The sequence below is a fragment of the Arthrobacter sp. SPT-J7 genome (genome assembly GCF_059089965.1).
The window spans coordinates 1-7,151 of sequence record NZ_JBNHFF010000174.1; the positions used below are offsets into that span (position 1 = coordinate 1).

Annotated in this window: 5 protein-coding genes and 1 pseudogene; 1 reads left to right on the plus strand and 5 read right to left on the minus strand. The window is 66.4% G+C overall.

Going from position 1 to position 7,151, the window contains the following annotated elements; genetic code table 11:
* From AC5RWX_RS28350 to AC5RWX_RS28360, 3 genes are all read right to left on the minus strand, one after another.
* A partial coding sequence (locus tag AC5RWX_RS28350; protein ID WP_494099580.1) for a thiamine pyrophosphate-binding protein occupies positions 1 to 657 on the minus strand: 657 nt, incomplete at its 3' end.
* 115 nt (positions 658 to 772) lie between these two features.
* Entirely contained in the window at positions 773 to 2,842 is a 2,070-nt protein-coding gene (locus AC5RWX_RS28355; RefSeq protein ID WP_494099581.1) for a PhoX family protein, read from the minus strand.
* Between the two features lie 154 nt (positions 2,843 to 2,996).
* Positions 2,997 to 3,998, minus strand: a complete 1,002-nt coding sequence (locus tag AC5RWX_RS28360) for an o-succinylbenzoate synthase (protein ID WP_494099582.1) — start codon at positions 3,996 to 3,998, stop codon at positions 2,997 to 2,999.
* A 222-nt stretch (positions 3,999 to 4,220) separates the two neighbouring features.
* On the opposite strand from AC5RWX_RS28360, the gene AC5RWX_RS28365 reads away from it, so the two are divergent.
* A complete protein-coding gene (locus tag AC5RWX_RS28365; RefSeq protein WP_494099583.1) occupies positions 4,221 to 5,126 on the plus strand; it encodes a phosphatase PAP2 family protein in 906 nt (301 codons plus the stop codon).
* 12 nt (positions 5,127 to 5,138) lie between these two features.
* Here the strand turns inward: AC5RWX_RS28365 and AC5RWX_RS28370 are convergent, their stop codons facing one another.
* Together AC5RWX_RS28370 and AC5RWX_RS28375 are read right to left on the minus strand one after the other, a co-directional pair.
* Positions 5,139 to 6,917: an N-acetylglutaminylglutamine amidotransferase gene (locus AC5RWX_RS28370; protein ID WP_494099584.1), complete on the minus strand. Its 1,779-nt coding sequence runs from the start codon at positions 6,915 to 6,917 to the stop codon at positions 5,139 to 5,141.
* 26 nt (positions 6,918 to 6,943) lie between these two features.
* Positions 6,944 to 7,151: pseudogene (locus AC5RWX_RS28375) on the minus strand (carboxylate--amine ligase); the annotation flags it as partial.

Genomic DNA, 7,151 nt, shown 5'->3' on the forward strand with positions numbered 1-7,151 from the left:
TTCCGCCGCGGCCGCCAGCTTCGCCCCGGCCTCGGGAACCAGCGGATCGCGGAACGCCAGGTTGAGCTGGACCGGGCCGGGGGCCAGGTCGGGGAACGCACCAGTGGCCGCCGAGAGGCCGGTCCGAATGGCGCGTTCGGGGTCGGTACCGGCGGGGATGTCGACGGCGAAGCGCACCTGTTCCCCGAAGATGTCGGGCTGGATGGTGGTTTGGTTGGCGCCGGTGCCGCGCAGCTCGTCCGGGCGATCAGCCGACAGGACGATGAGGGGGACGGCCGCATGGTTTGCCTCCATCACCGCCGGGAGGAGATTCCCGACGGCGGTCCCGGACGTCGTGAGGACGGCGGCGGGCGAGCCGGTGGAGAGGGCCAGGCCGAGGGCAGTGAAGCCGGCGGAACGCTCGTCGATGCGGACCAGCAGCTCCACCCGTCCCTCCGCCGACGCCTCCGCCAGCGCATAGGCCATAGGAGCGGACCGGGAACCGGGCGAAACCACCACGTGCTGCACGCCGCCGTCCACCAAGACTCCGACGGCAATCCGCGCCGCCGCCACGGCACTTAGGGAGGGCGCGGCGTCGGAAGTGTCTGCGGGGGAAGTGCCTGTGGAGGCAGCGTCTTGGTGGGAAGCATCGGGGGCGGAATCGTTGTGCGAAGTCACCAAACCAGTCTGCCACTACGAACGCGCCATCACCTTCCGCGCCGAAACCCCATACACCCCATCACCCTTGCAGGTGATGGGGTGTTCAGAGGGTAAGGAGGGAATTGCGGTGGGGTTAGCCGCGGAACACCTGGATCACGGACGGGCGCGGCGCGCGTGCCTGGCCGGGAGCCGGCGTCGTGCCTGCCGCAACGTAGTCCGGGAAGAAGGAGACCTGCGCGTCGAACGATCCGTCTTCGCCCGGGTGCTGCACGGCGACGAACACGGTGCGCTCCTCGTCGTGGATGATGGGGCCGCAGGTTTCGCCGTCGCGCGGGACGGCGAGGAACTGCTCCACCTTGCCGCGCTCGGCGCCGTCCAGGGTTACCTTGAACAAACCATCCGCCCTGCCGATGCCGGAGGGGGCGCCGTCGGTGGAGATCCAGAGGTTGCCCACGGAGTCGAACGCGAGGTTGTCCGGGCAGGAGATGGGCGAGACCTTGTCCACCGGGAAGCCGGAGAAGTACGTCACGTCGCCCTGCGCCGGATCGCCACAGACCATCAGCAGGTTCCAGCTGAAGGTGGTGGAGGTCTGGTCGCCCGTCTCGGTGATTTCCACGATGTGGCCGTCGCGGTTCTGGTTGCGCGGGTTAACCTCGGTGGCGCCCTCGTTGGAATCTGTGCCGCGGTTGGAGTTGTTGGTGCAGGCCACGTAGACCTTGCCGGTGTGCAGGCTGGGCTCCACGTCCTCGCAGCGGTCCATTTTGGTGGGGCCAACTTTGTCGGCAGCGAGGCGGGTGTACACCAGGACCTGTTCCACGGACATCCCCGGCACAGCTGACTTGCCGTCCACCACAAGGGGCAGCCACTCGCCGATGCCGTCGAACGCACCATCCGAAGGAACGGCGCCCGTGCCGGTGATTTCAGCGGCAGGCGAATTGCCCGTGAACTTGGCGACGTACAGGTTGCCCGCGGACAGCAGCGTCATGTTGTGCTTGCGGTCGCCCTCGCGGTACTTGTCCTTGGAGACGAACTTGTACAGGTAGTCGAAACGCTCGTCGTCGCCGGAGTAGGCCACCACGTGGCCTGACTTGGCGACGATCACGTTGGCGCCCTCGTGCTTGAAGCGGCCCAGCGAGGAGTGCTTCTTGGGGGTGGAGTCGGGATCGAAGGGGTCAACCTCCACGATCCAGCCGAAGCGATTGGCTTCGTTCTCGTAGCCGGTGTTGTGGGTGTCCCAGCGCTTCTCGTCCAGCTCCCACTTACGTGCGGTGGGCTTGTTGGTCAGGCCGTAGCGCTTGTCCTCGGCGGAGGTACCCGGGGAAACGAAGTAGCCGTTGAAGTTTTCTTCGCCGGAGAGGATGGTGCCCCAAGGGGTGGTGCCGCCGGCGCAGTTGCCCAGCGTGCCCCTGATGAAGCGGCCGGCCGGGTCGGCAACAGTCGTGACCAGCGACGAGCCGGCGGCTGGCCCGGTCAGTTCGTAGACGGTGTTGTTCAGGTAGCGCCGGTTGAGCGGCGCGCCCTTGACGTACGTCCACGGCTTGTTCTTGTTCTGGCGCTCCAGCTCCACGACTGTGAGGCCGTGTGCGGCTGCCCCCACAGCACGCATCTGGTCCGCCGGCATGGTGGCCGGGAACATAATCTTTTCATTCGTGTACTCATGGTTGGAGAAGAGCACTGCACGGCGGCCCTTGCTGCCCGGGATCTCCAGGATGTCCGTGTAGTCGTTGTTGTAACCGAACTGCTTTTCCTGCGCGGCGGCCGTCTGGTTGTTCAGGTCGAACTCCGGCGCGTCGTTGAAGATGGGATCGCCCCAGCGGATGACCGGCTGCCAGGTGAAGCCTTCGGGAACGGTGACGGCGTCCACGGCGGCATCAATCGACGGGATGGCCGTGAACTGCAGTTTGGACTTGCCGAAGCCTTCCTTGGCAGCCTTTGAGAGGCCCGCAGCGCTGGCGGATTCAGGCGATGTGACAGCACTGCCGAGTACGACGGCGAGCGCACCGGCGGCGCCGAAGCCCAGGGCGGCGCGGCGGGACATGGTTGCAGAGGCGATGTCGCGGAAGTAGCTGTTGGAGCTGGTATTGCAGACGTCGCCGGCGCAGGCGTTGTCGCACTTCAGCGCGCAGGTGACGGCACTGCGCTTGCCCTTGGTATGGCCGAGCATCGGCAGCAGGGTGAACTTGCGGGCAGTCGTTTCAGACATTGGGGCCTTCCAAGGTATTTCTATGAGGTCCCGCCCACCCTGTCAGCCGGGTTCTACGGGCAGTAGTCAGCAAGGTGAAGATCCGGTTAACCGCTCGTGACCTCAGGAATATGAGAGAGCGTCCGCCCAAAAGGCCCCGAAAGTGAGAGAGCGTCTAGGCGGGGAGAAGGCTGTGGACGCGATGCAGCCGGGCCACCCACCAGTCACGGCGCTCGGGGGAAGCCGCATACTGCTGGAGCAGCCCGGCGTCGGCGGCCACGTCGCGGAGGCGGATGGCGCCGTCGTCGGCCACCAGCGGATCCATGGTGATATCCGATTCGAACAGGGACACCGTCCCCAGCCCGCAGGCATATGGCAGTTCCGGCAGCGCCGCCGCCAGGGCAAGGCCTGCGCGAATACCCACGGAGGTGTCCAGCGCTGAGCTCACGACGGCAGGAAGCCCGGCCTGCGCCACGATGCCCAGGGCACGCCGTACTCCCCCGAGCGGCGCCACCTTGACAACGATGAGGTCGGCCGCGCCGGCACGCGCCACGCGCAGGGGGTCTGATTCCTTGCGGACACTCTCGTCCGCCGCGATCAGTACGGGTGTTCCAGCAGCCCGTAAGGCACGCCGCACCTCAGCCAGGCCGTCAATGGTGGGCACGGGCTGTTCGGCATACTCCAGCCCGACCTCGGCCAGCCGCGTGAGCGCCTTCACCGCAGCCGGAACATCCCAGCCTCCATTGGCATCCACGCGGATGGCCGCATCCGGCAGGACGGAGCGGACAGCAGCGAGGCGGGCGCCGTCGTCGTCGAGGGTCTGGCCACGCTCGGCAACCTTGACCTTCACGGCGTCCACCCTGCCAAAACGCGCCAAAACCTCCGGCACTCTATCGGCGGGTACGGCAGGAACGGTCGCGTTGACGGGAATCACCGAACGCAGGGGCGCAGGGAACCCCACCCAGGCGGCCTCGATTGCGGCGGCAAGCCACCGGGAGGCCTCGGCGTCGCCATACTCAGGGAACGGGCAGAACTCGCCCCACCCGGCGGGACCCTGCAGCAGCAGGGTCTCGCGTTCCATGATGCCGCGGAACTTCACCCGCATGGGCAGCCTCACCACGTGTGCACCGGCCAGCAGTTCCTCCAGGGTAGGCAAGCGGCGCGGGTCCGTAGGCATGGCCCCACTGTACAAGCGGGGGCGGCAAACCCTTTCAACGCATATCTATGACGTGACGGACTTGATTGCCCAATCGGGCACGGAGGGCAGTGTGCGCGAGCAGTTCGAACTCGTCGAGGAACTTGCCCGGAACCTGAGGTAAATGCCGCAGGGACCCGGCTCACCTTGGCAGCGCCCGGCACATGCGGCGGGATCCCAGCTTTTTGTGACAACCTTGAAGCGATGACTTCTCAACGGCAGGCACAGACCAGGACCCCAGCACGCCCCGCTCCGGGCTCGGGTTTCTTTTTCGTGCTCGCCACGCTGGCCTGCATTGCAGGGCTGATTGCCACCTACAACTACTTCGTCCAGACCACCACGGGCCAGTTCATCGACGAGTCCGCGCTGGTGGAGGCCGTCGATATCCACGGGCCGGCGGGCAAGGCGACCACCAGGTTCCTGGACCTGCTGCCCACCATTTCACTGGTGATGGCCGCCGTCGTGGTGCTCTTTGTCACGGTGATCCGGAGGCACTGGACGGAAGCCGGCATTGCGGTGACGGCCTGCATCGGCGCGAATATTGCCACGCAGGTCCTCAAGGATGTGCTGCCGGCCCGGCCGGACAAGGGCGTGGTGACGCTTGAGCTGAATTCCCTGCCGTCCGGGCACACTACCCTGGCCGCTTCGGCGGCGGCTGCGGTGTTCCTGATGGCCTCGCCCCGGTGGCGCCCGATGGCGGGTTTTGTGGGCGGCACGTTCGCGATTGCCTCAGGCGTGTCCACGTTGATCAACCAGTGGCACCGGCCGGCCGACGTGGTGGCGGCGTTTCTGCTGGTGGGCGCGTTTATGATTCCCGCGGGCTGGCTGATCATCCGCCGCGGGGCCTGGAACGCCTGGGACGGCTTCGGCGGGCACATCGGGTCGGCCCGGATCTGGCTGACGCTGCCGGTGCTGATCGGGCTGGCGTCGGCTGTGGTGGCGATGTATTCGCTGGCCCGGATCGCGCCCAGCCCCTGGCAGGAAGTCAGCACCACCAACTATTTCTGGGCCGGGATCTCGCTGATCGTGATCGCCGGATATCTGGCCACCGTTGCCACCACCGCCCTTTTCGCCTACGCCGCACGACGCCGGGACCCGCCCAGGCGCTGACGGCACCGCGCGTTACCCCACCCCGTGGTGTTGGAGCCATATCTCCAGCAGCGCCAACTGCCAGAGGACGTTGCTGTTGACTGCTGTCCGTTGGGTGTTGGGGTCTGCCAGGAGGCCATCAATGTAGGCGGGCTGGAACAGTCCCCGCTGCTTGGCCTCCGGTGCATGGAGCGCCTCGCGGACGATTGAGATGAACGGTTCCTCCAGGTGCTGCAGGGCAGGGACCGGGAAGTATCCCTTGGGCCGATCCACCACGGCTTTAGGCAGCATCCGCCGGCCCAGGTCTTTCAATATGCCCTTTCCGCCCTGGGACGCCTTGAGCTCCGGCGGGCAGGACGCGGCCAGCTCCACCAGCTCATGGTCCAGGAAAGGTACCCGGGCCTCGATGCCCCAGGCCATACTCATGTTGTCCAGCCGTTTGACGGGGTCGTCCACCATCAGCAGGTGGGTGTCCAACCGGAGCACAGCGTCCAGGGCGGTGTCCGCGCCGGGGGCGTCCAGGTTGGCGGCCAGGACCTGGCTGCTCACATCGGTGACGCAGTACCACTCGGGTTCCAGGATATTCAGGAGTTCTTCATGGCTGTGGTCCACAAACCGTGAGGTGAACGTGGACAGGGCTTCCGGACGGCCCACCGAAGCAAGCGGCTGGTGGTACGCGTACCCGCCAAAGACCTCATCTGCGCCTTGGCCGCACTGCACCACCTTCAAATGCTCGGCAACAGTCCGGGAGAGCAGGTGGAACGCCGTCACATCGTGGCTGGCCATGGGTTCGGCCATTGCCCCCACGGCTCCACCGATGGACGGTGCGAACTCGGACGTGCTGATATGCAGTTGCTCGTGCCGCGTACCGAACTCCCGCGCAACAAGGTCCGAGTAGGCGAACTCGTTCCCTGCGTCCCCGCCGGCGCCGTCAAACCCGATGCTGAACGTGGACAGCCCGTGCTGGCCCTCCTCGGCGAGCAGGGCTACCAGGAGGCTGGAGTCCAGGCCCCCGGAGAGAAGGACACCCACCGGCACGTCGGCGACCATCCGGCGTCGTACTGCCGTTTGGAGGGAACTGCGGACGGCTTCCTGCCAGTCCGCCGCGGTCCAGTCCGCGTGCTCCGGACGGCGCGTGTAGTCAGGTTTCCAGTACTCGCGGTCGTGCCAGGTTCCGTCGGGGCGGACGGTCCGGATGGTTGCGGCCGGCAGCTTCTGGACGCCGCGCAGGATGCTCCTCGGCGCGGGAACGATCGAGTGCCAGCTCAGATAATGGTGCAAGGCCGTCTCGTCAATGGACGTATCCATCCCGCCCGAAGCCACCAGCGCCGGGAGGCTGGAAGCGAAGCGCAACCTTCCCGGGAGTTGGGAGATGTACACCGGCTTGATGCCCAGCCGGTCCCTGATCAGCAGGACTTCCTGCCGCTGCGGATCATAAAGAGCCACCGCGAACATCCCCACCAGATGGTGGACAAAGTCGTCGCCCCACTTGCGGTAGGCCTTCAAGATGACCTCTGTGTCGCTGTTGGACCGGAAGCTGAACTCCGGCTCAAGTTCCCGGCGCAGTTCCTTGTAGTTGTAAATGCAGCCGTTGAACGTGACGGCCAGGCCGCCGTCGTCCAGCATTGGCTGCGCCCCGGCCTCGGAGAGGTCAATGATGCTGAGGCGCTGATGCCCGAGTGCCACCCAGCCCGCCTCCCAGGTCCCCCGCCCGTCAGGCCCCCGCGACGCCATTGCCCCCATCATTTTCAGAACCGACTCTTGGGAGGCCTTTCTCCCGTTGAAGGCGATTTCGCCGGCTATACCGCACATGTTGGAGTCCTCGTTCCTGCACCTGTCTAGAAACTCTGCTCGCTCGCCAGCAGGGGCGGATCAGTCAGCCCGAAACGGCCCGCCTGCCAGGAGACGAGTCGCAGCTGCACTGCAGAGGCGGGCACCAGGGGCACGCCGGCGCACCGCTGCCTGGCCGCGGTCTCCGCCAAGCCGCGCACCAGGGCGGCGAGCAGGGCGGCGTCGTCGGTGATCAGGCACACGTCCGCCACCGGG